Genomic DNA, 26,563 nt, shown 5'->3' with positions numbered 1-26,563 from the left:
GGTATGTTTAGAATTCATGTTGTTTTTCAATTGACATGTATATTTTTTTTATTGAGTGCGTGTAAACAAAACACAAGTGTAACCAATCCGCAATCAAATGAGCAGGGCACTTTGCATACAAGTTCTGATTCATTTCAAATTGATACAGCTCAAAGTATTATTTACTGGATGGGTAAATCGCCTTCAGGCGCTCACAATGGGCGTTTAAATTTTAAGTCGGGCATATTATTTGGAGGCAATTTACAAATTCAATCAGCTGATTTGTTGATTGATATGAATACCATTCGCAATTTAGATATTGAAGATGCATCCGACCGAAATAAGTTGGATGAACATTTAAAAAATGAGGATTTTTTTAATGTGACTCAATTCCCGGATGCAAAATTGAAAGTTGATAAAATAAACGAAATCAAAGATTCTGTAAACAATGCGATGATTTCCGGTACCCTTACGATTAAAGGGGTAAGTAATCCAATTGTTGTAAACGGTAAAATCGATTATTCCAACGACGGTGTTTTAATTACAATCCCAGAGTTTTTAATTGACCGTACAAACTACAATATCATGTATAGTTCGAAAAAGATTTTAGCCACCTTAAAGGATGGATTTATTCATGATGAGATCGCTTTAAGTGTTAAGATAGTAGCGAAAAAAATTTAATATTTTCCAGGTTACCTTCCTAAATAAACCAAAAGAATAGATATATCAGCAGGTGAAACACCACTGATTCGACTGGCCTGACCGATGGATGAAGGTTTAATTCGTTTGAGTTTTGATTTAGCTTCATTGCTTAATGCAGGGATCGAATGATAATCAAATGTATCATTGAGTTTGACATTTTCAAGTCTTGACATCTTGTCAACCAATTCCTGTTCTTTTTTAATATACCCTTCGTATTTTAATTCAATTTCTGCACATTCTACCGTTTCTAAATCAAATTGATTTAATTCATCGAGAAAGGCTGGATTTAATTTTGACAAATCAGATAAATTTACATTTGGTCTGCTTAATAGTTGGGATAATTTAGATTTTATTTCAATGGGAGATGAACCAATGGATTCCAGATATGGATTTACTTCATCTGGATTTAAAGAAATTTTTTGCAATTGAGTTCTGATGAATTGAATTCCTTGTTCCTTTTGGTTTAACCGTTGGATGCGGGATTCTAAATTTTGCATTCCAATCTTTTGAGCAATGGGAGTAAGTCTTCTGTCTGCATTGTCTTGGCGTAATAAAATCCGGTATTCTGCGCGGGAAGTAAACATGCGATAGGGCTCTTCAGTCCCTTTATTAACCAGATCATCAATCAAAACACCGATATAGGCATCCGCCCTTGTGAGGATCAGGGCTTCCTGATCTTTGACGCGTAGTGCTGCATTGATTCCAGCCATAAAACCTTGACATGCGGCTTCTTCATATCCTGTTGTCCCATTAATTTGACCAGCGAAGTAAAGGTTTTTTAATAAATGGGTTTCAAGACTTAAAGAAAGTTGGGTAGGTGGAAAGTAATCGTATTCAATGGCATAACCTGGACGAAACATTTTCACGTTTTGCAATCCTGGAATTTTTTGTAGGGCTTTGAATTGCACTTCTTCTGGTAGCGAAGAGGAAAATCCGTTAATATAAATTTCATGCGTATCCCAGCCTTCAGGTTCAATAAACAGCTGGTGTCGGTCCCTATCTGAAAAGCGATCGATTTTATCTTCTATAGAAGGGCAATACCTCGGCCCCAATCCTTGAATTCTTCCTGTAAACATTGGGCTTTGAGCAAATCCTGTTCGTAAAATTTCATGGACTTCAGGGTTCGTATACGTAATATGGCAATTAAGTTGCTTTTCGGGTAGCTCAGTTTCCAGAAAAGAAAATCGGGAAGTCTTAACATCTCCTTCTTGAATCTCAGTTTGGCTGTAATCGATGGTTCGACCATCCAATCGTGGAGGTGTGCCGGTTTTCATTCGCCCACTTTCAAAACCCAGGCTTACCAATTGTTCAGTAATGCCTTTTGCAGCATTTTCACCAGCCCGTCCTCCTCCAAATTGTTTTTCCCCAATATGAATTAGACCATTCAAAAAGGTGCCATTGGTTAAAATCACGGTTTTGGCTTCAATGTGCTGACCTAAACCAGTTATAACGCCATGTACCCTATTTTCTTTGACTAGCAAGCCTTTAACCATGTCTTGCCAAAAATCGATGAGCGGATGGGCTTCCAAAAGAATTCTCCATTTTCTGGCAAATAAGTTCCGATCCGATTGTGCCCGGGGACTCCACATTGCAGGCCCTTTTGAGCGATTTAACATTCTAAACTGGACCCTGGTTTCATCTGTAACGATACCGGAATAGCCTCCCATTGCGTCTATTTCCCGCACAATTTGACCTTTCGCAACACCACCCATTGCAGGATTGCATGACATTTGAGCGATGGTTTGCATATTCATGGTAACTAAAAGTACCTGACAGCCCATATTGGCAGCTGCAGCTGCAGCCTCGCATCCAGCATGGCCGGCACCGACAACAATTACATCATAGGGTTTAAACATAAGGTTTGCAAAGGTATGGAATTGTAAATGGAAGAATCAGCTTCAACTTGAGTTATCCGATTCCTGGTGTAATTTAACTTGATTCAAAAGGACATTTTTAGCAAAAGCATGTTCAAAGATCTGCCTTGCTGATTGTATTAAGCCTTCATCCAATAAAATGTCTTAGATAAAAATTTTGATTCTATCGTTTTCTGGTATAAATTTGTATTCTATCCGACAGCACCTCGTCCAAATTTCGCTATTCGATTCGGTTACCTTTTTAAATTTACTATTATGAGAAACGTTTTTCTAAAGCGATTGCTGGTATTATTTATTGCAAACTGCAGTCTGTCTATTTTTACAAATTTACATTCACAAATTCAATGCATTGAGGTCGTCCCGTCAGTCTGTTTAAATGAATGTTATGCTGTGAATTATATTGGAACTGGAACATCCAATGCAAGTTATAGTTGGACAATCAGTTGCGGCACCATCACAAATCCAAATTTACAAAATCCACACATGGCCTGTTTTACTACAGCAGGTTTGTGTATGATTCAGGTGATCTGGCAAGAGCCTGGGATGGCTCCGGAAACCTGTAGTGTCAATGCGGAAGTTTTTCCTTTGCCTCAGGGTTTGTTAAGTCTAACAATGGATACGATTTGTGAAGGAGAATGCACCAATTTAAATGTAGTATTAAGCGGTACACCGCCATTTAGTTTTCAAATTCGTGAAAACAATCAAATTACAAGTCATAATTCCAGTTCAACCAATTACAGTTACCGGGTTTGTCCCACTGTTAAAACAACGTACAATCTGGTAAACATTACCGATCAAAATTGTTCCAATACCTCGCAACCAGCACCGGTACATTTGGCTGTTTTACCAGCTTTAACCGGGGTGGTAAACCAAACAAACAATGCACTGTGTGCAAGTCCGGATAATTTAATGTACGCATGGTATGCATGTAATTCTCCCTTGGTATTATCAACTCAACAATGCTTTTATCCACCTCAGGATGGGTGTTATTGTGTCATTCTAAATAATGGTCAATGCAAGGATACCATTTGTGTAAATTTTAAATGTGATTTAACTTGTTCGTTTGATTTTCCTGATACCATTTGCGTTGGAGATACTGCTTTGATTTATTATACCGGAAATGGTGGACCCAATACGATTTTTAACTGGGTTTTAAACATTGACAATTTAATTGGTCAACGGTTTTTTGGTGTGGACAGTTTGTGGATAAAATACAGCAAACCCGGATGCTATCCAATTAATCTAACGGTTATAGAAGGATCTTGTATCAGCACCTGCAGTGATACCATTTGTGTAATTAATAAACCCTGTGCCTGTGATTCGTTTGTTAAAAATGAAATCAGACCGATAACCTCTGCTTCACCAATCGGTTGTTGCTATGAGGTACGTGGGGACATTGCATCTTTGGATTGTTTTAATAGCATGCAAATCAGTTTGAGTGCAGGAACATTTTACAATGTACAAGCAAATACCAATCAGGGTTGGATCGTTAATCAAAATAATTTTAAATACATAACATTTACGCATACAGGTGGCTTTATTCCTCCGGGAAATTTTAATGCAGGTTCGTTTTGTGTTAGTGGGGCTTCAAGTTATACAGTTTCTGTATTTTATTTTTATACACGAAATGGATTTCAGGATACCTGTGAGTTTCATTATGTATTCGATTGTCAGCTACCCCCTTTCATAAAAAAATGTGATTCAAGTTTTCAAACCTATCTTGAAAAGCAGCATACCTTGCCGGAATTTTGTTGTTATACGATTCACACAGATAACCCAGTTCCTAATTGTTTTACAAAGATTCAGGTGAAACTCAATTCAGGAATGTTTACAAATGTGCAGGCCAATAATTTACAAGGCTTTATTTTGGGTTCCGGAGGAGCACAAGATTTTACGGTAACGCACATTTCAGGATTTATTCCAATTGGTAAAATAGTGCCCGCATGGTTTTGTGTTGAAGGTGCATTTAATCCAATAACCGTTACGGTTTTATATTTTTATACGAGCCCTAAAGGCACCGATACCTGTAGTTATCATTTTACATTTGATTGTCCCGGACAAAATCCACCGCCTGATTGTTGCGATTCAACCACAGCGCAATTGCTTACACTAGGATCACAGGTGGATTGTTGTTTTGATTTACATGCTAACAGTAAATTAAATAAGTGTTTTTCTAAAATTTGCGTTTCTGTTTCCTCTGGGCAACTGACCAATATTGCCCCTAGTCCAGGATGGATAGCCAGCTCAAGCCCGCAGGGAATTTGTTTTTTACCACAGGGAAGTTTTGTTCCGAGTGGACCCATTAATCCGGGATCATTTTGTGTAAGCGGAGCCGTAAATCCATTTACAGTAAAAGTAGAATTTTATGATAATACGGGTATAGTATTACCTCGGTGTTCAAAACAATTTGTAAGAGATTGTCCGCCACCCCCACCAGCATGCAATTGTGATTCGTTAAAGAATTTTGTAGTACCCGTTAGCACGGTTCCTGGAAAATGTTGTTATAAAATTCAGGCGAATGTTGCTCCTGGAAATTGTTTTTCTAAAATCCTAATAACAGTTGATGCGGGTACATTTAGCAATGTGCAAGCGAATGCCGGATGGAATTTCTTTACGAATACGAATCAGAGTTTTAGTTTAATTCCAAATTCCGGATTTATTCCAGCTGGATTTATAACACCAGGTTCATTTTGTGTAAATGGTGCAAGCAATTATACAGTAACAGTACATTATTTATATACTAATAGTGGAATTTCAGATACCTGTAGTTATAATTATATTTTAGATTGCCCTAAATTACCTTCACTTTGTAATTGCGATTCACTTCAAACCAATATCCAACAAAACAGTGTTAATCCGGGGATATGCTGTTATGGCTTGACAGCTAAAATTCCAACTTCAAATTGTTTTACAAAGATTGAATTGAATTTGAGTTCGGGAAGTTTTACAAATATTCAAGCCAATACAGGCTACACTGCAAATTCCAATAGTGCTCAAAAAATTACGATTCTATCAAACAGTGGATTTTTACCTCCAGGGACTATACACCCAGTGGATTTTTGCGTAACCGGATCCAGTCTGTATTCCATTCAATTGGTTTATTATTATAATAATAATGGAGCATTGGATACATGCAGCAGGGTTTTTATGTTTGATTGTCCAAAAGTACCAGACCCATGTAAATGTGATTCTTTAACTAATTTTGTAAACCAAAGTTCAGTTCTTCCTGGTTTATGTTGTTATGATATTGAAGGACACGTTCCTTATGCTGCTTGTTTTACACAGATGCAAGTGCAGTTAAGTTCAGGAACATTTGCAAATGTTCAATCGGGAAATGGATGGTCCATTTCAAATTCGACGAATACAAGTTTTTTAATAAATCCTACTGGTGGATTTATTCCTTCGGGCACGATTTATCCAGCAACATTTTGTGTTAGTGGAGCAAGTGTGTATACTGTTAAGGTGAAGTACTATTTTACTAATAACGGGAAAAGAGATAGCTGTGTATTTAATTATAATTTTGATTGTCCGACAGTTTTGGATAGTTTTTGTGATCAGTCCGTTTGCGCATCTGGTACTAGAAATTGGCAGAATATTGCCAGTGGTGTCAGTTTCGTATATGATATGGTGGTATATCAATGTAAGTTGATTGTAGCAGGGCAATTTGCGCAAGTTGGAAATGTAGCAGCAAATAATATAGCTGCATGGGATGGATCGAATTGGATTCCACTTTCTCAAGGACTCAATGGCGAAGTGCGCGCATTGGCAGTTCATAACGGATTGCTTTACGTTGGGGGAAAATTTTCAACAGCAGGATCGGTAAGTAATGTAAATAATATTGCCAGTTGGAATGGTAGCAATTGGGCATCTTTAGACAATGGACTCACAGGTTCCGGTTTAGCATTTGTGGCAGCACTGGAAAGTACCCCAGCCGGTTTAGTTGTTGGTGGCCAATTTCAGAATGCAGGCCAAACATCTGCCTTGGCAACAAATAATATTGCACAATGGAATGGTATTAGTTGGAATAATAATTTTAATTCAATCAATCAATTGTTTAATGGTCCCATTTATACATTAAGACAATACAATAATCAATTGTATGCTGCCGGAACTTTTAATTCACCCGGATTAAATTCAACCAGGTGGAATGGCTCTAATTGGATAACCAATGCTGGAGGCATCAATTTATTTAATAACCTTCCTTACAATGGTGTGGCTGCACAGTATGAATACAATGGAAATTTGATAGTAGGTGGACATTACCGCAATGCAGCGAATCTTCCGTTGACTCAAAGCATTTCAAAATGGAATGGGACCAATTGGTCGTCCATGGCAGGAGGAGATGTTCCTGATACCCTTGAAGCTGTTAGAGATTTTATTCGGTATAATAATAAATTGTATGCTGCCGGGGAATTTAGTAAAATTGGAAGTACTCTTGCAACTGGGGTAGCTGAATGGGATGGGCAGAATTGGTTTTCTACAAATCATTTCAATAAAGTTGCCTGGGCATTAGCAACTTATGATTCTTGCGGTGCCTTAACTTGTGATTTATATTCTGCAGGTGAAGGATTTGTAAATCGATGGAAGTGCATTACATCAGATGATCAATTTTCGAAGGAACATTTATTTAGAATTGTTCCAAATCCTGCATCCAATTATATTCGAATTTATTTGACGGACTTGAATATAAATGAAACTCAATTTAGTATTCAGGATATGATGGGACAAACTATTTACAAAGTTGAAACGATGTTGATAGATGGATTCATGGATATAGACTTAGATATTTTAGGAGTTTCTTCTGGTATGTATTTTATTGAGGCAAGACGAAACAATCAACGAGATGTACAACGTTTAATTATAGTTAAGTAAATTAGTTTTATTTACAAGGATTCAAATACTTAAACGCAGAGGAAATTAACTCTGTATTTCTTCGTGTGTATTTTCTTTGTGGACTTTGCGTTAAAGAAATTTCACGCAGAGACGCTAAGAAATGCATGTGCTCTTTCTATCAACTATCAACCAACAACTATCAACCAAGATATTTCACGACAAGATCACTGAGTAGGAACACGGTTCAAGAATTGATCTTTTGGTGGAGAATGAAATAATAATTGAAATTAAAAGCATTGAACAATTAGCTCTTATTCATTTTTTACATTTATGACCTATTTAAAATTAGGTCAATTTAAATTGGGTTTACTTATTAATTTCAATGAAGTCCTATTAAAAACAGGACTGCGGAGAATTATAAATGGCTATTAGTCTATTCTGGCTCAAAGCCCAGAATCAGACTAAATTTTGCATAATCCTTTAAGGATGTAGATTTTGGATCCAACCAGGGTTTGTCAAAACCAATTCCGTAATCAAATCCCAACAATCCGAACATAGGAAGGAATACACGCACGCCAAATCCTATTGATCGTTTTAATGAGAGCGGATTGTATTCTTTAAACGAATTCCAGGAATTGCCACCTTGTGCCCAAATAGAACCAAAAATTGTGGCACTTGGATTCAGGGACAAAGGATACCTTAACTCCATTGTAAATTTATTAAAGATGGTAGCATCTTCAGCATCGGTACGAATGGTTCTGCGTTCATCGACTGTTTTTGCTTTGACATCTTCAACTTCGTAGCCTCTTAATGAAAAGATATCTCTTCCGGTTACTGTAAAAGATTGATTGTTAAGTCCATCGCCACCCAGTACAAATCGTTCGAATGGAGGTGCTTTAAGTTTTTTATCATAGTATCCTAGGATACCGATTTTTGCATTAAAAGCCAGGACTAATTTATTTGCCAAATTGACATACCATTCTCCATCCATACGCCATTTATGATATTCTACCCACTGATATCTTTTATTGACACTGATGCTATCTGGATTCCAGTTGGATCGGAATAGAGAATAAGGAGGTGTTAATTGTAAAGAAACTGAAATACGAGAACCAGATCTTGGAAAGAGGGGTTCAGAAACTGTGGAGCGAACCAAAGTTTGTTTAAATGAAATATTATAAAAATCCCCATTATCAACTGCAATTGCGGGTGTTCCAACATTAAATCCTACGTATTGATTTAATCTGATACGTTCTAAGTTAATGGCACCGGAAGTACCAAAGTTATCATCAGGCCATTTTAATTGAGTTCCTAATGCACCTGACAAACGCGCAATGCTTAAGCTTCCCGGTGTACTCCCATAAGCTGAATTATCAATTAAGCTGTAGATACCTCCAATCGTTAATGAGGTAGGTCTTTTTCCACCCAGCCAGGGTTCAGTAAATGAAAAATTATAAGACTGATAATACCGACCATTAGTTTGAGCACGCAAAGATAATTTTTGTCCATCTCCTTGGGGAAGTGGACTCCAACTTGATTTTTTGAAAAAGTTTCTTGTAGAAAAATTATTAAAAACAACCCCAAGCGTTCCAATTAATCCATAGGCGCTATAGCCAGCAGATAATTCTAATTGATCCGAAGGTCTCTCTTCAACAGTATATTCAATATCGACGGTGCCACGTTTAGGATTTACAGGGGTATTTATTCCCAATGCTTCCGGATTAAAGAAACCCAAAGCAAGAATCGCTCGTTGTGAACGAATGATATCGGATCGACTGAATTTTTGTCCGGGCCGTGTTCTAATTTCACGACGGATCACTTGCTCGTGCGTACGTTCATTGCCTCGAACCACTACTTTATCTATCGTTGCAGGCGGACCTTCTGTAATGCGAATTTCAAGGTCTACAGAATCATTTTCAACAGCAACTTCAACAGGTTCTGCTCTGAAAAACAAATACCCTTCATCCATATATAAACTGCTTACGTCCCGGCCATCCTGTGCAAAACTGAGTCGCTTTTGTAATAACTCCTGATCATAGACATCTCCTTTCTGAATCCCTAAAACATTTTTTATGTGACTTTCAGGATATAAAGAATTCCCTTTGATACTGATCGTTCTAAAATAAAATCGATTGCCTTCATTAAGATTTATATGAATGCGTAATTTACCATTTGACTGGCGCCAGATTGAATCACCAATAATATCTGCATTCCGAAACCCTTGTCCGTTATAATATGTAATTAGGTGTTCCTTATCTGTTTGATATTTATCTTCCTGAAATTTTGATTTACTGAATATATGCCAGAAACTTCTGGTCTCTTTCATTTGTTTACGCAGTTTACGGGATTTCACCAATTTATTTCCTGAAAAACTAATCTTAGCAATTTTTACTCGCTTATTTTTATGAAAATCAAAAAGCAATTTAATTGTATTTGGTTTCTTCTCATCGGGTAATTGATGTATTACTACTTTAGCATCCAGATATCCTTTTTCAATATAAAAAGCCTGCAAACTAGTTACCAGGGCTTCGTTAATTTCATTGGTATAAACTGAATTCTTTGGAAGATGATTTGAAATGATCACATTTAAATCTTCATGGGCAGATTTTTTAACTCCTTTGAATGAATGTGTAGAATACCGAGGTTTTTCTTCAACAATTATCTGAAGGCTCACTACATTTTGAACTTGAGTAGCAATTTGAATATTGACTTGAGTAAACAGTCGTTGTTTGTAAATTGCTTTAATTGCATTTGGAATATCTGCGCCCGGGATATTAATTTTTTGCCCGATGCGCAATCCTGAAATTCCAATAATGGCATTTGCATCACTAAATTGGTTTCCGCTGACCGTGATAGCTGAAATTTCATAAATCTTATTGTCGTAAGGAATAAATTCTTCGACTTGAGCAGAAACCTGGAAGCTACACCATATGAAAAGTAAGGTTGGAGCTATAATATGTAATAAAAACCTTGGAAACATAGAGACTTATTAACGTTGGCAACCCTTTCCGGATTGTGGGCCCAAAGGTAATTAAATAAGCCTTAGTTAGCCCTCACAAACCAATGCAAGGATTTGCATTTAAAGACTGATTTTCTTAAAAAGGTTGCATATTAAACCAAAATTTGGTCTAAATTTTAAGTTGTTCTTCTGTTTTGCCAAAACGTCTTTGTCTTCCCTGATAATCCTGAATAGCCTGAAAAAGATGCTGTTTTGTGAAATCTGGCCAAAAAACAGGGGTAAAATGCAATTCGGTGTAGGCTGCTTGCCAAAGCAAGAAATTTGAAATCCGATATTCTCCACTGGTACGGATCATTAATTCCGGATCTGGGATTCCATGGGTACTTAAATACTGGTTAAAACCAGCTTCGCCTATAGGAAGGTCCAAAATACCCGATGCAGCATCCCGAGCAATTTGATTGATTGCATGGAGAATTTCCCATCTGGAGCTATAATTTAAGGCTAAAATGAGGTCCATCCGGTTGTTATCGTTGGTTTCATCCATGCCCATCATCAAAGCTTGTTGGGTTTTTTCAGGGAGTTGACTCAGGTCCCCGATTGCACGAAGTCGGATTTTATTCTTTTTTAGAGCATTTAATTCAATTTTCAAGGTTTCCACCAATAGACTCATCAGTCCTTTGACTTCTAATTCAGGTCGGTTCCAGTTTTCAGTGGAAAATGCATAAAGTGTTAGAAATTTAATACCCAATTCAGCAGATGCTTCTGCAATTTCACGTACGGTCTTGACTCCATGGCGATGCCCAAAAAGCCTTGGCATCCCTCGTTGCTTAGCCCATCGACCATTCCCATCCATTATAATGGCAATGTGTTGGGGAAGATTGTCCTTATTTAAGTGTGGTAAAATGGTCTCTTCCATGCGAAACGTAAAGTTATGTAAAGGAATCTTTTATTTTATATATTAAAATTTTTCAAAATTTGTTTATTTTGCTGTTTCTAAAGGGCTCCTTGAAAGATGTTTTACAGATTAGTACTCAGTTTCTTAACGGCATTTATTTTTACCTATTTGATTATTCCTTCCATAATCAATATTGCGAAGTTTAAAATGCTCACGGAAGAGCCTAGTGAACGAAAAGTCCATAAACGCAGCATTCCCACTTTAGGTGGAATTGGAATTTTTGCCGGAGTTTTATTTTCTATTGTTTTGTGGACTCCCTTTAATGTTTTTGGCGATTTGCAATACATTCTCTGTGCGTTTATTATTATTTTCTTAATGGGTGCTAAAGATGATATCATTCCACTTACTCCTTATAAAAAAATGTTGGGTTTAGTTTTTGCTTCGTGTATCTTAATCTTTAAAGCGAATATACGAATAACCAGTTTTTACGGAATATTTTATGTGGATGAATTGCCTTATATAATTAGTGTTTTGATTTCATTATTTACCATTTTAGTAATCGTAAATGCATTCAACCTGATTGATGGGATCAATGCCTTAAGCGGAAGTCTTGGTATTTTGATTGCCACAGCATACGGTTCTTGGTTTTATATGGCGGATCAGGTTGTATTAAGTATTATTTCCTTTGCATTAGTTGGATCACTGATTGCGTTTTTAAAATTTAATCTCACACCGGCAAAAATTTTCATGGGAGATACCGGATCTTTATTAATAGGATTGATTTGTGCGATTCTCACGATAAGTTTTATTGAATTAGCATATCGTTCCCCCAACCCATTGTATCAAATCATTGCAGCTCCGGCTGTTGCTATTGGTATTTTATTTTTACCATTGTTTGACATGCTTCGGGTTTTTTTTGTTCGTTTATTTTCCGGAAGATCTCCATTTCATCCTGACAGGCAGCATATACATCATTTAATGGTGGATGCCGGCCTGAATCATTTACAAGCAACCTGCGTATTAATTGGATTGAACGCAGTGGTTATGTTAATTGTAGTGAAAGCTCAGGCAATTGGGAATTTATTGTTATTGGTATTTATTGTTTCGTTTGGCCTTGTATTAACCGCTGTATTGCTTTATATGAAAAAATCCAAATCGCAACTTACCAATGACACTCTCTAATTTGTTATTAATATTCTTTGGAGGAGGAGCGGGTAGTTTACTGCGATTTTGGATTTCAACAATTAGTTATTTTCAATATTCTAAGTTTCCTGTTTCCACATTTTTATCTAATGTAATTGCTTCAATTATACTTGGATTTTCGTTCAAATATTTTCAGGCAAACGACTCCCAGCATTGGGTTCGATATTTAATTATGATTGGTTTTTGCGGTGGGTTTAGTACTTTTTCAACATTCACTGCTGAAAATTTTCAGTTAATTCAACAATCTGAATTCTACACGTGTGCGTTGTATAGTGTCGCCAGTTTATTTGCATGTTTGCTTGGATTTGGATTGGCATGGAAATTTTGAAATTCTAATTTAACTTCTTGTCAAGATCACTTTATCCGGTAAGAATCAGGTTTAACTTTGATTGTACATCTTTTTTACGAAAGGGGTCCCTGGTAATTGTATTATTTTTCTTTGGAAACCTTCTGCTCTTCTCACAATATTCATCTTTGCGATGTAAGCTGGTTCAATCTTCAGGTCAAATCGTCTTAATTGATAGTTTTCTGATTGCTCCTTCCACAATCCAAATTCAAACAGTTGGTGTCTTAGAAGAACAAATTAGTTTCAGTTTTCAAAGTGACAGCAATTTAATACTGATTTCAAACCCGGATACCACAAAAACAATTCAAATTTGTTACCGGGTATTTCCAATCATACCAAAAAAACTGTTTTTTTTATTTGATACAGCGATCCGGCAAAATCCGCTCCGTCCTGATTACGCAAATCCGGAATATGTTGTTAAATCAAATTCTGATTGGTGGTCCAGTCCAGGGATAGATTATTCTGGAAATTTTACCAGAGGAATCAGTAGTGGCAACAATCAATCATTGGTGTTAAATTCTAGTTTGAACTTACAAATGAGTGGAGACCTTGGAGATGGATTTTCAATATTAGGAGCTATTTCTGATAATCAAATTCCCATTCAGCCTGAAGGAAATACCAGGCAAATTCAGGAATTTGATAAATTGTTTATCCGTTTATCAAAAAACATGCAACATCTAACTGCTGGGGATTTTGAAGTAAATCGACCTGCAGGTTATTTTATGAATTATTACAAAAAAATAGGGGGGTGTATTAGAAACAAAACACCAATTAAAATCCTGGGAATTACAGACTAAATCTGCATTTGCTATTTCCAAAGGGAAATCGAACAGGCTTAGCCTTAAATCACAAAATGGAAATCAAGGTCCGTATCGTTTGTATGGAATTAATAATGAGCAATTTATTATCATGCTGGCATCCAGTGAAAAAGTATGGTTGGATGGTGAACTATTGGTGCGAGGAGAAGATGCAGATTATACAGTAGATTATAATTTAGCTGAGATACGATTTTCAACGCGTCGAATCATTTCTGAAAACAGCCGCGTAATAATTGAATTTGAATATCTTGACCAAAATTATACCAGAAGTCTTGAAGTAATACAAACGCAGATTCAAAATAAAAAATTCAAATCGTATTTTAACGTTTTCAATGAACAAGATAGTAAACAACCTGCAATTGATTCTGACCTGGATTCATTAGATCGGGTTGCGCTCAATGCAAGTGGAGATAATGTCAAATTAGCAGTTCGTTCCGGAATTCGCAAAGCAGGATCGGGTTTTAATCTGAATCGAATTTATTATCGCGAACGGGATACGATTATTACTATTCAAGGATCTCCAACAGCTTTTAAATACTTACTGTATGATCCAAATGCAGACAGCAGTGCCTTGCAAGTTGGTTTTTCAGAAGTGTTAAATGGACAAGGACATTATATCTTAAAACTAAGTACAGCAAATGGACGCGTGTATGAATGGCGTGCACCGGATCCTCTTACTGGAAAGTTGAATGGGAATTATGAACCGGTTATACCCTTAATTGCCCCCAAGAGACAATTTATGGTAAATGCTGGCTTAGAATGGCAAAGAAAACCCAATCAAAGCAGTGGAATCGAAATTGCCTTATCTGATCTTGATAAAAATAGAGTTTCAAGTTTACAGGATAATGACAATACAGGCTTTGCCTTAAAAATGTATTCCGGTTTGCCAATGTTGAGTTTGCGTGATTCAAGCATCCAATTTAAAAGTTTTATTAGTTATGAGTTTAATCATAAATACTTTAATCCAATCAATTCATACCGGACAGTTGAGTTTGAAAGAGATTGGAATATTGGATCGCAACTAGGAACTACAGATCATTTGCCCAAGCTAAAAGTTACAGCAAACATTGGGACGCATTTAGAATTGAATTTAGAACAGCAACGATTGATTCGTTCAAATTTATTTAAAGCCACTAAAAATGAGATTTCCGGTATTTGGCAAGATAGTACTTATATGATTCGATTGAATTATAATTATTTAGTGAGTGAAGATTTAATTGAAAAAAGTAACTTTCAGAGACCCTCAATAGTGATTCAACGTAAATTTCTAAAGAATTGGAGATTAGCTGCACAGGCAATCCGGGATAAAAATGAGCGAATTTATTTGCGGAATGATTCTTTGTCTTCAAGCAGTTTCTTTTTTGATTCTTATGAAGCGTTGATAGAAAATACGATTTCTACTAATTATAAAGTAAGTCTTTCTGCAAAACATCGTTTGGATTATGTGGTTGATACCAATCAATTTTCTAAACTAAGTCGTGCAACAGAAGCCCTTTTAGAAAGCCAATGGGAACTAAAAAGATTGGGTCGTTTAAATTTAAAATTGAGTGGACGAGACTTAAATTATTTTAACAAATCCTTGGATGATTCTTTAGGAAAATTATATTTCCTTGGTAATGTGGATCATCAAATTCAATTTTTAAAAAAGGCAATTAGTTTAAAAAATTATTATGAATTGCAAAGTGGAGTCGAGCCAAGGCAGGAATATGTTTTTGAAGAAAAACGGCCTGGTGAAGGTAATTTCATCTATATGGATTTTAACAAAGATGGAATCCGACAGATTTATGAATATGTGTATGCACCTGAAATTGATACCGCCCGATTTGTACGATTCCAACTCTACAATTCGGAGTATATACAGATTTATCAAGCTTCCTGGAATAACTTTTTTACCATGGATGCAAGAAATTTATTTAGTAAACCAACAGGTTTCTTAAAATTAATTGCAGGTATTTCATTTGAATCAGGAATTCGGTTTAGTTCCAAAGTTAATACAGATTCAAAAATTCAAAATCGACTTGACCCAATTTATTTTATTAAAAAGCGTCCAGACCTGGTTGCATATTCTGCATCCATTCAACAGAACCTTTATTATAATAGGGCGCATCCGATTTATGAATTGCAGGCTGGTTATTTGTATAATGGACAACGGATTTTATTAACATCAGGAATGGATGAAAAAAAATTATACAATCCCTATTTTAAAAGCCGATGGAGTCTTTTTGGACTGATGGATTTAAAGTTGGAGTATTTTTTTAAATCTGATGAAAGAGTAACCCAGTTTTATGTGGATCAAAATTACAAGATCGTCGCAAATAGTATCTTGCCAGAGCTATCGTTTCGATTTAGAAAGGATATTCGATTTAATTTTGGTGCAACATTTAAACGAACCGTTGAGCAAATTCATCGGCTGGAAAAAGCTTCAATATTTGAAGCTAAAAATGGCTTTGCGATGTTTATTAATAATAAATTGACGGTACGGTCTGAATTAAAATATATTTCAATTCAATTTGAAGGAACAAAAGGTGGATTGGTGGAGTTTAATATGTTGGATAGTTATAAGGATGGTAATAATTTTAATTGGGAGATCGGATTTGATTATAAGATCAGTTCCTTATTGCAATTGCAATTAAACTATAATGGAAGGAAAGCAGCTGAAAATGAAGCTTTACATACAGGAAGGGTCCAGTTAAGAGCCAATTTTTAATTAAATCGAATGGGCTTGTCTCGTTTAAAATATATAAAGGATCTCTAAAAAGTCCTTAAACAAGGCTTGCAATTTTCTGGAAATCCTGGTTTACTGCTGTAAATGAGCTGTTTAAGCCAAATTGTAATAAGAAGCGGTAGCAATTTTTTGAGATTACCTTAAGATTTTGCTAAGACTTTTGTAGTTCTGAATGTTTAAATTTGCGATTCTTTAAAATATAACATGATGTATAGTTCGGATGTAGAAGGAATGAATGCCCTGGCACAAGCCTATAAAGATTTAAAATTAGAGATCGGAAAAGTAATTGTTGGGCAAGATGAAGTGGTTCAGGCTAGCTTAATTTCTTTGTTTAGCAATGGCCATAGTTTATTGGTTGGGGTTCCGGGATTGGCGAAAACTTTATTGATTAACACAATTTCAGAAGTTTTAGACTTAAGCTTTAAAAGAGTTCAATTTACGCCGGATTTAATGCCCTCGGATATTACCGGTTCGGAAATACTGGATGAAGAGCGAAAATTTAAGTTTAATAAAGGTCCCATATTTGCAAATATTGTATTGGCTGATGAAATCAACCGGACACCACCTAAAACGCAATCAGCCCTTTTAGAGGCTATGCAAGAGCGAAATATTACGGTCAGTGGTGTAAAGCACAGTCTCCCAAATCCGTTTTTTGTTTTAGCAACTCAGAACCCAATTGAACAGGAAGGGACCTATCCTTTACCTGAGGCACAACTGGACCGATTTATGTTCAATATCTTATTGGATTATCCTTCATACGAGGAGGAAGTACAAGTTGTAAAACAAACAACTTCAGATCAAGCGGTTCAATTAAAAAGCATCATTACATCAAACCAAATATTAGAATTCCAAAGATTAATTAAAAAAATCCCGATAGCGGACAATGTTCTAGAATATGCTGTATCCTTGGTTTCACGAACTCGCCCTTCAAGTTCGAATACAATAAAAGAAGTAAACCAATACGTAAGTTGGGGAGCTGGTCCGCGCGCTTCTCAATATTTAGTCCTTGGAGCCAAATGTCATGCTGCATTAAAAGGTAAATTTTCGCCGGACATCGAAGATGTTAAAGCAATTTCTGCCTTGGTATTACGCCATCGGATTGTACTAAATTATAAAGCAGAAGCAGATGGTCTTAAAATAGATCAGTTTATTCAAACCCTGTTATAGGGTTGATTAATGTAATGTACGGATTTTCATGGTGACATTTTGTGACGGTCTGTCGCCGCGTTCTGTTTTAACAGAAGCAATTTTATCAATGACATCGAGCCCTTCAACAATTTCTCCAAAAACGGTATATTCCATATCTAGAAAAGGGGTACCACCCAAAGTTTTATAAGCATTCCGTTGTTCTTCAGAATATTTAATTCCTTTACGATCTTCCATTTGATTTAAGGCTTGATCAGTTTGGATACTTCCCTGAACAATGTAAAATTGTGAACCTGAAGATTCTTTTTTAGGATTAACCTGATCCCCAGTTCTAGCAGCAGCGATGGCTCCTTTTTTATGGATACAGGCTCTATTAAATTCAGCTGGAATCGTAAAACCTGGTCCACCACTTCCAAGCATGGTTCCAGATTCCGAATTTCGGGATTGTGGATCTCCTCCTTGAATCATAAAGCCATTAATGACCCTATGAAAAAGCAAATCATTGTAATAACCCTGTTCGGCGTGCTTATTAAAATTATCCCGGTGCAAAGGCGTTTGATCATACAATTTGGCAATCATGGAGCCCATGGATGTTTCGATTAATACATAACAACCATCGGGTGGTAACACTTCAATTTTTTGTTGCATTTGATTCACTTTTTTACCATTATATGATTTAAGAACAACCTGGTAAATTCCAGATTTTGAGTATAAATGTTTTGGATTTTTTTCTGTAGAACGAGTGCCATCTCCAAAATCCCATTCCCAACGGTCTGATTCACCTGAACTATTAATAAATAAGGCCTTAGCAGGTAACTTCACCTGATTTCCTTCTAAAGAAAATCGAGTATTTGAATTAGAACAGGAATTGCAATATACTGCAATTGAAATAAGCATTAAAAATCGGTTCATAGGGGTCAATTTGGGAATATTACTGAATGCTGATTTTCATCGGAATGTCAGCCATAGGGCGATTGGCGGCATTGCATTCAACGGCTGTAATTTTATCAATTACTTCAAGACCTTCAAATACTTCTCCAAATACCGTATAGCCACCATCCAAAAAGGGTGTGCCACCAATTTTTGCATATTTTTCCATATCCGCCTGACTGTATAAAATATTTTTACCCGCTGTCATAATCGATATATTATTTGCATCTGCTGGTTGGCCTTGTACTATGTAAAATTGAGAACCTGAAGATTCTTTTTCGGGTTGACTGCATCTCCTAAACGAGCGGCTGCCAAAGCTCCTTTAAAATGAAATTTTCCAATTTCAGCGGGTATCGTATATCCAGGACCGCCGTTTCCAAGTATCATACCAGCTGCCGCTTTTTTAGATTCCGGATCACCTCCCTGTATCATAAAATTAGGAATGACACGATGAAAAAGTGTTCCATCGTAAAAACCTTCTTTAACCAATTTAATCATATTGGCTTTATGTTTTGGCGTACTGTCATACAAGCGCGCTTTCATTTTTCCCATCGGAGTTTCAATTATTAAAATCGTTTCCTGAGAACGACTGCATGCACTTAAACTAAAAATTGCAAGCAAGAAAAATAACATTCTATAATTCATATTCTTAATGGTTAAAATCATTTGGAAATTCTGTTTTAAAATAATTGATTACTTTTTCTTTTAAATAATTTTCTTGTTCGGTTGCTCCCTTTAAAGTAAATGGTTTAAGCATCTGATAATGCGGCCAACCATCCTGATCCGTTCCTTTAAATTCATAAAAGCCATCAATACTTAACAGGCGGCATGACGCAATATGCATCAAATCTGTTTTCTCTTCTTTGGTAAAACGTCCTTGTTTGACAAGTCCTAATTCCTGAATGCCAATTAACAACAAAACTATATTTAAATCCGGCAAAGCAGATTTTTCAAATTTGTCTTTAACAAAATGACGAATACGCAACCACTCAAATTCAAGTTCCCATACTTCCATGGACCGCAAAATTAATAATATCTAAGCGTGTCATATATATAAATAAACTATAATATGAAAAATAAATAGCTATTTCGTTGATAATCAATAAAATAAATTGTTTTTTAGACACAATTAATCATCAACTAGCCTCCTATTGAACGTAATCCCAGCTTTTTAAATATATTTTTTACAGAACTTAATTGCTTAAACCAGCTGGTTTATTCTTCTCTGAAAATGGGTAGAATTTCATAGACTTTCTTAGTTGGGAGCAAGGAGGCCAGTAATCCGATACCAAAAACAGTAAAACTGACCAAAATAAAATCAATTAGGCGAAGTTGAATTGGATAGCTATCTATAATAAATTCATCCGGAACACCGATTAATCCATAATTTTTTTGAAGCCAATAAAATATAAGTGCAAACGTAAACCCTAGCACTAAGCCAATGCCACAAATAAGAATTCCTAAATTTAAAAAGACTTGTCTTAGCGATTTATTTGACATTCCCATTGATTTTAAAATAGAAATATCAATTCGTTTTTCCAGAACGATCATCCAAAGCGTTCCAACAATTGTAAAGGAGACTAATAAAAGAGTCAGACAAAATAAAGAATAAAATAGCCATTTTTCAAGACGCATAATTTTAAGAAAAGCCTCATCTTGTTTATAGCGATCTTTAATTATAAAGTCAGATCCGAAAATCGTTTCAACTTGATGAATGAGAAACCCAGGCTCAAATGCTGGATTTAATTTAAGTTCAATAGAACTCAACTGGTCTGATTTACCGGTAATTTGTCGAACCCCTTGAATGCTTGTGATTATAGTAGAATAATCGCTTTCCTGGATAAAAGAATAAACGGACTGAGCTTGAAGTGGAAAACGTTTTAATGCATTGTTCAGATCAGAAGTCTCCTTATTATCTGGAATAAAAACTCTGATAAATTCTTGAAAATTGTCAAGATCCACACCGAGTTTATTCCGAATGCCTAAACCCAAATTTGCTAATGGGCGGTGGTCGTTTTCGATTTTAAAACTACCTTCCAGAATTGCATCATGAACTGAACAAACTGTTACATAGTTGGAATCTACTCCTTTTAATACTCCGAATTCCTGAGCTTCTGCATATTGAAACATCGCGATTTCTTCCAGCGTTGTGCTATATCTTAAGATTCCAGGGATTTGAGTCAGTTGAAATAATTTTGCACTGTCTTCTTTAAATGTTTTGCCTTGTTTTATTTCAATTTTAACATCTGGATTGTATTTACTAAACATGCCAGATAAGAGCTCTTCAAATCCATTAAAAACGGATAAAACCAAAATCAGTGCAGCAGTACCAACGGCAATTCCAATTATTGAAATGCCGGTAATCCAGTGAATTGCCTGAGAGGATTTTCTGGAAAACAAATAGCGATTTGCAATTTTTAAACTAAGCATCCTGCTTTATTTCAGCGTTTGAGTTTCTCGCGTGGTAAGCGCTTTATAAATTTGGTCCTGTATTTTAGTGCGGTATCTGTTTTTGTGTAAAAGATTTTGTTTGGAATCAGGATAGGTCCGATTTGATAAAAACACATAGACTATATTATTTACCGGATCAGCCCAAGCGCAGGTTCCAGTAAATCCCTGATGTCCAAATGTTTTTTTTGAAGCCAGGTTTGATACATAGGCAATGGTGCTATCCCGTAAATCCGGCATATCAAAAACAAGGGCTCGTTTGCCAAGTTCTTTATCCCGTTTGATAAATTTAGTTACTGTTGAACTGCTAAAAAATTCCTGATCAGCGTAAGTTCCCAGATTTAGAAACAGTTGCATTAAAATTGCAACTTCACCTGCATTCGAAAACAATCCAGCATGTCCGCTAATGCCGCCCATCATGGCAGCTCCCATATCGTGTACATATCCTTGTATTTTTTGATGTCGAAAGTATGTATCAATTTCTGTAGGCGCTATTTGGCTTTCTGAGAAATAATGATTTAATGGATTAAAGCAAGTATATCTTAAATTCAATGGGTTAGAAATTGTTTTTTCGAAATAATTTTCGAACTGTAAACCTGTTGTAGCATGAACCAAGTTAGGCAGAAAATAAAATCCAATGTCAGAATACCAGTATTTTTTTTCTGGAATGCTTTTGGATTGAATGATTTGCATTAACGTGCTATCCCGGTAATCTGATTTTAAATAAAGTTTTTTACAAATTGGAATATTAAATTGAATGGATGCGGCCGTATCATAGTATGTTGGATTTAAAATATTTAATGAATCCGGATATTTCAAGGTGTTTTTATAAAATGGTATCCAGGATACAAATTTTGCCTGGTGTAACAAAACATCCTTTATACTAATATTCTGTTTCTCCCCATTTCTAAATTCCAAAATGTATTTACTAATTTTTGAGGAAGTTTCAATTTTATTTTGATCAACTAAGCTCATTAAGACGGGCGCACTGCCTATTATTTTTGTTAAGGAGGCGAGATCATATAAGGTTTTATTGTCGACCCATTCGGTGGAATCGTAATCTAAATATCCAAAGGATTTTCGATATACAATTTTTTCATCTTTTGCTATAACAATTTGGCAGCCTGGCGCAGCATGATTTTGAATTAAGTCACCCGCAATGGAGTCAATTTTATTTAATACAAAACTTGAAAGACCCATAGATTCTGGAATTGCGAAACCCATTCGATGTAAGGCAGGGCGTTGTATTCCAAATCCTTCTTTTAAATAGGAATTCATATTTACAGGTGAAACTCCGCAAATTGGATCAGTTCCAAATACCATTTGAGCTGAGATATCCTGTGTTCGTTCATTGTCTTCATATGCCAAAACGATACTGGCAGATGCCGGAAGAAACATACTAACATACGGGCATCCAAACAATACAACGATACATTTTTTATTTGCAATTATTTTATTTAATTGTTGAAGCAATTCAATATTAACACCGTAATTTTTATTGGACTGGTAATTCAGTTTATGTATAGAGACTATAATTAGTTCTGAATTTTCAATAGCCTGAAGGCATTCAGGCTTGCAATCTGCAACAGAATTCATCGAATAAGTATTTATAGATGAATAATCCTGTAATCGGCTTTGAAACACATTATTCAAGTCATCATTGATGCTTACGCAACTGATGTTAAATGGTATTTTTCTTATGGGCACTAATTTATTACTGTCTCTGGCAAGCGTGAGTGTTTTTCTATATATATTATCTTTGAGGACCATGGATCGCTCAACAGATTTATTATAAGAAATAGTATCAAACACTTCTGGAATCCATGCATTTAGTCCCAACTTATATTTAACAATCAGAATGCGTTTTACTTTCTGATCAATTTCTTTCAAGTTCAGAATGTTGGAGTCAATTCCCATTTTTATTGCTTGAAAAGCTGCGGGTATGTTTTCACTTAACAACAACAGATCATTTCCTGCATTAAGGGCTTTTACAGCGATCTCACCGGCATTAAAATTTTTTGTGACGCCTTTCATTTCTAAAGCATCTGTAATGAGTAGACCCTTATACTGAAAACGTTTCTGGAGTATCCCATTTAAAATTTCTTTTGATAAACTGGCGGGGATGTTTTCAGAACTATCTATAACTGGCACTTTTAAATGGGCTATCATCATTGCAGCGGGCCTTGCATTTAGAATTCCTTCAAATGGATAAAGTTCTAAACTATCCAGTCTTTTTGTACTGAAATTTAAAACAGGTAAATCTTTATGTGAATCCAAATCAGTATCTCCATGGCCAGGAAAATGTTTTACACATGCCAGCACACCATGATCCTGCAAACCTTGCATAAACGCAAATGATTTTAAGAGAACCCGCTGCCTGTTTGAACCAAAGGAACGCTCATTGATTACCGGATTGTTTAAATTATTATTTATATCAAGGACCGGTGCATAATTCATATGGATTCCGAAAAGTTTCATTTGAATGGCCATTTCTTTTCCAAGATCATAAATCAGGCGATTTTCTTTTAATGCGCCCAAGCTCATTTGTTTTGGAAAAGAAAAAGCATCTGTGATACGCATGCCAAGTCCCCATTCAGCATCCATGCTCACCATGACAGGAATTTTGAAAGGGTCTGATACTTTTGAATTAATTCGTATAGACTTCCTGAGGTTCCTCTAAAAAAACAAATACCGCCAATATGATAATCCTGTATCAATGTACTTACATCTTGTATTTGTTGTTCGTTTTGAGTGGAAAATGACCGAATTACAAAAAGTTGACCTAATTTTTCATCTAAACTCATAGTAGCCAATACACTATCCGCCCATCTCGATGCTGAATAATTTTGCGAATGGCTTGCAGTGCAAAAACTAAGAATGCAAATTAGAGTATGCTGCCAACTCATTTTTTGAATTGGCCATTTTTAATGTAAATGCTGGAATCCAATTGTATCGCTTTATTAAACATGGAATCAGATTTTATTAGTTGATCCACATTCCGATAAGCTATACCTAAGTTAAAATAAGCCTGTGCATTTTTTGGGTCTTTCTTTAGTACCTGGTTAAAGTAATACAAAGCATTTTCTGTATTGCCTTCTGAGCCTTCAGCAATGCCCATTAACATCAATGCTTCTAAATCATCCGGATTCATTCCCAGTGATTTTTTTATTAGATCTTTTGCTTTCTTTACATCACCCGTTTGCATTCCAATCTGACGTCCCCGTTCGCGAAGGGAATATTGTAGATTTTTAAATGCATCTTCATCTTCTGGTGTATGTTGTAAGATGAAATTATATTCCTCTATGGCCTTTTCAAAATTTTTACTGTAGTAATAACTATTGCCCAATTGAAGATGGGCCTCCATATAGAGTGGATTAATTTCGATTGCTCGTTCAGCTTCTTTTTTAGCTTCAATTAAGGCGGTTTTTACTTCTAGTGAATCTTTAGAATCACGCACCCGCTCCAGATAAACTCCTGCGAGCCCATTGTGAAGTTTGGCACTTTGGGTTGAAATTTTGATGTCACTTTTAAATAAAGTGGCATTGTCGTGCCAAACCGGATTGCGTATGATGGTTTTAATGGAATATAATATGAGTAAGGGCGCTAAAATGAAGAATGCATTAGACAGTTTTTTCTTAAAAAAATAAATCATTAGATATGAAACATACATGCAAAATCCCAAAGAGGACATAAAAATAAAACGCTCTCCTAAATTGGTTCCTATAGGAAAAAAGATATTGCTGACTAAAATGAGTGGGATTATGTAACTGACAATCGTAAAACTTGTAATCGGCGACTTGCGAAATTTTAATAAAGCTAAAATTATTAAACCACCGTATATTAGATATGCTAAAATAGATTGAATTGAATAAGGTCCAAGCACCGGAATTTGTTTTGGATAATAGTCGTGGGTCAAAGGATGCGGGAATATCAATAATCTGATATATTCAAATAAACTGTAACTTATCAATCCAATTTTATCTGCTAAGAGCATAGGCACGTTTTCGCCATTTTTATAGCTTAGATATGGATTGTTCATTAACTCTTTCGAGACACTTCCAAATGGATTGAATCCCAGGATGCTGCCCCTAATAAATAAAAAAACTAAAGTCACACTGAATAGACATAGGAAAACCGCAAACAAACTTTTCCAGGTTTTCGAATACAGTAGATAACATGCAATCGGAATTATTGCCAAATAAGCAATGGCATTTTCTTTTGAAAGCAATGCAGTAAAAAAAGCGAGACCAGACAGTCCTAAAAATATATATTTTTTTCGATCAATAAATTCGAGCGCAGCCCATAATCCAAGCAATGAAAACAATAAACTGGCTGATTCATCCATGCCTTTAATATTTGCAATGCATTCAGTGTGTACCGGATGTGCAATAAAAAGGGCTGCTGAAAAGAATGCAAATGGTGTTGATACGTCAGGAAGTATTTTTTGAAATAGTTTTTTTAAAACCTGATAAATTACGATACCCAATAAGGCATAAACAAGAATAGAAAAAAAATGAAAAATTGCAGGATCTTCACCAAAGATTTCATAAATGCATGCAAAAAAAACAAGCGTCATAGGCCTGTACCGGCCGCCTGCAACCACTTTTTCTTTGCCACTTTTTTTAAAAAAACCATGAAACGAATGTTTTGAAAACAAATCAGGGATTCCTGAAATTCCCTGTTTTACATGTTTGTTTTCTTTGATTACAATGCCATCATCCAAAGCAAATTCATGGCCGAGTGTATTGGCATACAATACGAAAGTTAAAATAAATAATGCGATCAAATGCCATTTTCCCTCATATAAAATACGATCTAGAATTGATGGATTTGCATTAGACATAAATAGAACTATTTATTCTACTGTACTGTAAACATTCTGAACATCTTCATCTTCTTCTATTTTATCCAACAACTTATTTAAATCCTCTTCCTGTTCAGGAGAAAGTTTTTTTGTAGCTGTTGGAATTCGGTCAAAACCAGAAGCAATTATTTCAATATTATGAGTTTCAAAATAATTTTGAAGGCTGCCAAAACTGTCGAATGGTCCATAAATTATAATTTCATCTCCATCAACAGACAATTCTTCACATCCCGCATCAATTAATTCGAGTTCCAATTCTTCAGGTTCGATGCCTTCGGCTTTTTTTATTCTAAAATTACACTTGTGCTCAAATAAATAATCAACCGAGCCCATAGTTCCTAGGCTTCCACCGTATTTATTGAAATAGGAGCGGATATTTGCAACGGTACGGGTTGGATTGTCTGTAGCGGTTTCAACCAAGACCGCAATGCCATAAGGACCATATCCTTCATATGTCAACAGTTCCAGGTCCTTTTCATCTTTTGAAGTGGCTTTTTTAATTGCAGCCTCAACCCGATCTTTAGGCATATTAAAGGAACGGGCATTTTGCAAAGCAGCCCGTAATCTGGAGTTATTATCTGGATTAGGCCCATTTGCTTTTACCGCCATAAATACTTCTTTGCTGACTCTGGCAAATTGTTTACTCATTTTAGCATAGCGAGCAAACATCTTATGTTTTCGAACTTCAAAAATACGACCCATACCTATTTAAATTAATTTGCAAAGATAGGCTTCGAACTTCAATTTAATAGTCATTAGCAGACTAATTTGTTATTAATTAAGGGAGTTCGCTAATTCTAATGAGGAACTATAAACAAATAGATAAATGAAATTATCAGCA

17 protein-coding genes and 2 pseudogenes are annotated in these 26,563 nt (G+C 35.7%); 8 read left to right on the top strand and 11 right to left on the bottom strand.

Annotation, left to right across the window (positions count from 1 at the left end; translation table 11 throughout):
• The first annotated feature begins 3 nt into the window (after positions 1-3).
• On the top strand, positions 4-660 hold the full coding sequence (locus IPK91_09170; protein MBK8297428.1) for a YceI family protein: 657 nt from the start codon (positions 4-6) through the stop codon (positions 658-660).
• 11 nt (positions 661-671) lie between these two features.
• Here IPK91_09170 and mnmG read toward each other — a convergent pair whose 3' ends face one another.
• Complete coding sequence (gene mnmG / locus IPK91_09165) at positions 672-2,537, bottom strand: tRNA uridine-5-carboxymethylaminomethyl(34) synthesis enzyme MnmG (GenBank protein MBK8297427.1); 1,866 nt, start codon at positions 2,535-2,537, stop codon at positions 672-674.
• Between the two features lie 273 nt (positions 2,538-2,810).
• On the opposite strand from mnmG, the gene IPK91_09160 reads away from it, so the two are divergent.
• Positions 2,811-7,427 (top strand): T9SS type A sorting domain-containing protein, encoded by a 4,617-nt coding sequence (locus IPK91_09160; GenBank protein ID MBK8297426.1) that lies wholly within the window; start codon positions 2,811-2,813, stop codon positions 7,425-7,427.
• Between the two features lie 211 nt (positions 7,428-7,638).
• Positions 7,639-7,820 (top strand): annotated as a pseudogene (locus IPK91_09155) (GxxExxY protein).
• A 1-nt stretch (position 7,821) separates the two neighbouring features.
• Here IPK91_09155 and bamA read toward each other — a convergent pair.
• Together bamA and IPK91_09145 are read right to left on the bottom strand one after the other, a co-directional pair.
• Positions 7,822-10,368: an outer membrane protein assembly factor BamA gene (gene bamA / locus IPK91_09150; GenBank protein ID MBK8297425.1), complete on the bottom strand. Its 2,547-nt coding sequence runs from the start codon at positions 10,366-10,368 to the stop codon at positions 7,822-7,824.
• A gap of 148 nt (positions 10,369-10,516) precedes the next feature.
• Positions 10,517-11,263, bottom strand: coding sequence for an isoprenyl transferase (locus IPK91_09145; protein ID MBK8297424.1), 747 nt, complete (start codon positions 11,261-11,263; stop codon positions 10,517-10,519).
• 96 nt (positions 11,264-11,359) lie between these two features.
• On the opposite strand from IPK91_09145, the gene IPK91_09140 reads away from it, so the two are divergent.
• The 5 genes from IPK91_09140 to IPK91_09120 all read left to right on the top strand — a co-directional run bounded on the left by IPK91_09140 (position 11,360) and on the right by IPK91_09120 (position 17,501).
• A complete protein-coding gene (locus IPK91_09140; GenBank protein MBK8297423.1) occupies positions 11,360-12,424 on the top strand; it encodes an undecaprenyl/decaprenyl-phosphate alpha-N-acetylglucosaminyl 1-phosphate transferase in 1,065 nt (354 codons plus the stop codon).
• Positions 12,411-12,773, top strand: a complete 363-nt coding sequence (crcB, locus tag IPK91_09135; protein ID MBK8297422.1) for a fluoride efflux transporter CrcB — start codon at positions 12,411-12,413, stop codon at positions 12,771-12,773. The genes IPK91_09140 and crcB overlap by 14 nt, the downstream gene beginning before the upstream one ends.
• Positions 12,774-12,790: 17 nt before the next feature.
• Entirely contained in the window at positions 12,791-13,588 is a 798-nt protein-coding gene (locus IPK91_09130; protein MBK8297421.1) for a hypothetical protein, read from the top strand.
• Between the two features lie 79 nt (positions 13,589-13,667).
• On the top strand, positions 13,668-16,316 hold the full coding sequence (locus IPK91_09125; protein ID MBK8297420.1) for a hypothetical protein: 2,649 nt from the start codon (positions 13,668-13,670) through the stop codon (positions 16,314-16,316).
• Between the two features lie 222 nt (positions 16,317-16,538).
• Positions 16,539-17,501, top strand: a complete 963-nt coding sequence (locus tag IPK91_09120; GenBank protein MBK8297419.1) for a MoxR family ATPase — start codon at positions 16,539-16,541, stop codon at positions 17,499-17,501.
• A gap of 6 nt (positions 17,502-17,507) precedes the next feature.
• On the opposite strand, the gene IPK91_09115 is transcribed toward IPK91_09120, so the two are convergent.
• From IPK91_09115 to IPK91_09080, 8 genes and pseudogenes are all read right to left on the bottom strand, one after another.
• Positions 17,508-18,392, bottom strand: coding sequence for a peptidylprolyl isomerase (locus tag IPK91_09115; protein MBK8297418.1), 885 nt, complete (start codon positions 18,390-18,392; stop codon positions 17,508-17,510).
• A gap of 19 nt (positions 18,393-18,411) precedes the next feature.
• Positions 18,412-19,055, bottom strand: a pseudogene (locus IPK91_09110) (peptidylprolyl isomerase).
• Positions 19,056-19,059: 4 nt separating this feature from the next.
• Entirely contained in the window at positions 19,060-19,425 is a 366-nt protein-coding gene (locus IPK91_09105) for a hypothetical protein (GenBank protein ID MBK8297417.1), read from the bottom strand.
• Positions 19,426-19,625: 200 nt separating this feature from the next.
• Entirely contained in the window at positions 19,626-20,840 is a 1,215-nt protein-coding gene (locus tag IPK91_09100; protein MBK8297416.1) for an ABC transporter permease, read from the bottom strand.
• 6 nt (positions 20,841-20,846) lie between these two features.
• The gene (locus IPK91_09095) at positions 20,847-23,471 is read right to left on the bottom strand and encodes a serine hydrolase (GenBank protein MBK8297415.1); all 2,625 of its coding nucleotides are present in this window, start codon (positions 23,469-23,471) and stop codon (positions 20,847-20,849) included.
• A complete protein-coding gene (locus tag IPK91_09090) occupies positions 23,465-23,764 on the bottom strand; it encodes a hypothetical protein (GenBank protein MBK8297414.1) in 300 nt (99 codons plus the stop codon). Before IPK91_09090 ends, IPK91_09095 begins: the two co-directional genes overlap by 7 nt.
• Complete coding sequence (locus tag IPK91_09085; protein MBK8297413.1) at positions 23,761-25,701, bottom strand: tetratricopeptide repeat protein; 1,941 nt, start codon at positions 25,699-25,701, stop codon at positions 23,761-23,763. Before IPK91_09085 ends, IPK91_09090 begins: the two co-directional genes overlap by 4 nt.
• A 12-nt stretch (positions 25,702-25,713) precedes the next feature.
• Positions 25,714-26,424, bottom strand: coding sequence for a YebC/PmpR family DNA-binding transcriptional regulator (locus IPK91_09080; protein MBK8297412.1), 711 nt, complete (start codon positions 26,422-26,424; stop codon positions 25,714-25,716).
• Positions 26,425-26,563: the final 139 nt, after the last annotated feature.

Source organism: Saprospiraceae bacterium (genome assembly GCA_016712145.1).
GTDB lineage: Bacteria > Bacteroidota > Bacteroidia > Chitinophagales > Saprospiraceae > Vicinibacter.
This window is presented reverse-complemented; position numbering and strand designations above follow the sequence as displayed.